Annotated in this window: 1 protein-coding gene; it reads right to left on the bottom strand. The window is 46.1% G+C overall.

What is annotated here, in order from left to right; genetic code table 11:
- Positions 1-61: 61 nt before the first annotated feature.
- Positions 62-778, bottom strand: coding sequence for a two-component system response regulator ArcA (gene arcA, locus J1785_RS00900; protein ID WP_013577079.1), 717 nt, complete (start codon positions 776-778; stop codon positions 62-64).
- Positions 779-1,267: the final 489 nt, after the last annotated feature.

Genomic DNA, 1,267 nt, shown 5'->3' with positions numbered 1-1,267 from the left:
GCTTTCGCTGGCCTTTAACGTTTTATCACATTGACTACAGAGCGGTTGGCAACCTTCTGTATCAGTCTTCCAGGTCACCGCAGAAACGGTAGCCTTCACCATGGATGGTGGCGATGATTTCCGGCGTATCCGGCGTTGCTTCGAAATGCTTACGAATGCGGCGGATCGTCACGTCAACAGTACGGTCATGAGGTTTCAGCTCGCGGCCGGTCATTTTCTTCAGCAAGTCGCCACGGGTCTGGATTTTGCCTGGGTTTTCACAGAAATGCAGCATGGCGCGGAATTCACTGCGCGGTAATTTGTACTGTTCGCCCTGCGGGCTAATCAGTGAACGGCTGTTAATATCGAGTTCCCAGCCATTGAATTTGTAGCTTTCAACCAGACGACGTTCTTCACCGGTAGTACCCAGGTTCATCGTACGGGACAGCAGATTGCGTGCGCGGATGGTCAGTTCACGCGGGTTGAATGGCTTGGTGATGTAGTCATCAGCGCCGATTTCCAGACCCAAAATTTTATCTACTTCGTTGTCGCGGCCGGTCAGGAACATCAAAGCAACGCTGGCTTGTTCGCGCAGTTCGCGTGCCAGCAGCAGGCCATTTTTGCCTGGCAGGTTGATGTCCATGATAACCAGATTGATGTCATTTTCGGAGAGAATGTGGTGCATTTCAGCGCCATCATTGGCTTCATGAACCATGTAGCCTTCTGCTTCAAAAATGCTCTTTAACGTATTACGTGTCACTAACTCGTCTTCGACGATCAGAATGTGAGGGGTCTGCATGATTGCTACCTAAGATTGCCAACAAATAGAAAATAGGAGTACAGAAGTCCTTGTTATCCCAATGAATTTTGATGCCTTATTGGCCATCTCACTCGTTACATGACTAAAGTACGTAAACGCGTTCTCGATGCAATTTCCATCAACGGCAACAACATCGCAAGCTCGGTCAGGGATTCCACTTTCTGCAGTTCCACGGGGTCCTAAAGCGGCGCATATCCTAACCCTATTAACAGCAATATAACAGCCAGTGCCGAAATTACCACCCAACAAAATTACGGTTTGTTGACATATATCAAGTTCAATTGTAGCACGGTAACAGAACAGTGAAAAACACTTACAAGAATGCACGCTTGAGTCACATTTCGCCCTTTATTGTACACGATTCAGCAAATGATGAAGAAACAAAGATAAATGCAAAATCTGTATGTATCCTTATTATATATCCATATGAAAAATAATGACTAATTTTTTAACTTCGTATGCTTATCC

Source organism: Rahnella perminowiae (genome assembly GCF_019049755.1).
Lineage (GTDB): Bacteria > Pseudomonadota > Gammaproteobacteria > Enterobacterales > Enterobacteriaceae > Rahnella > Rahnella perminowiae.
This window is presented reverse-complemented; position numbering and strand designations above follow the sequence as displayed.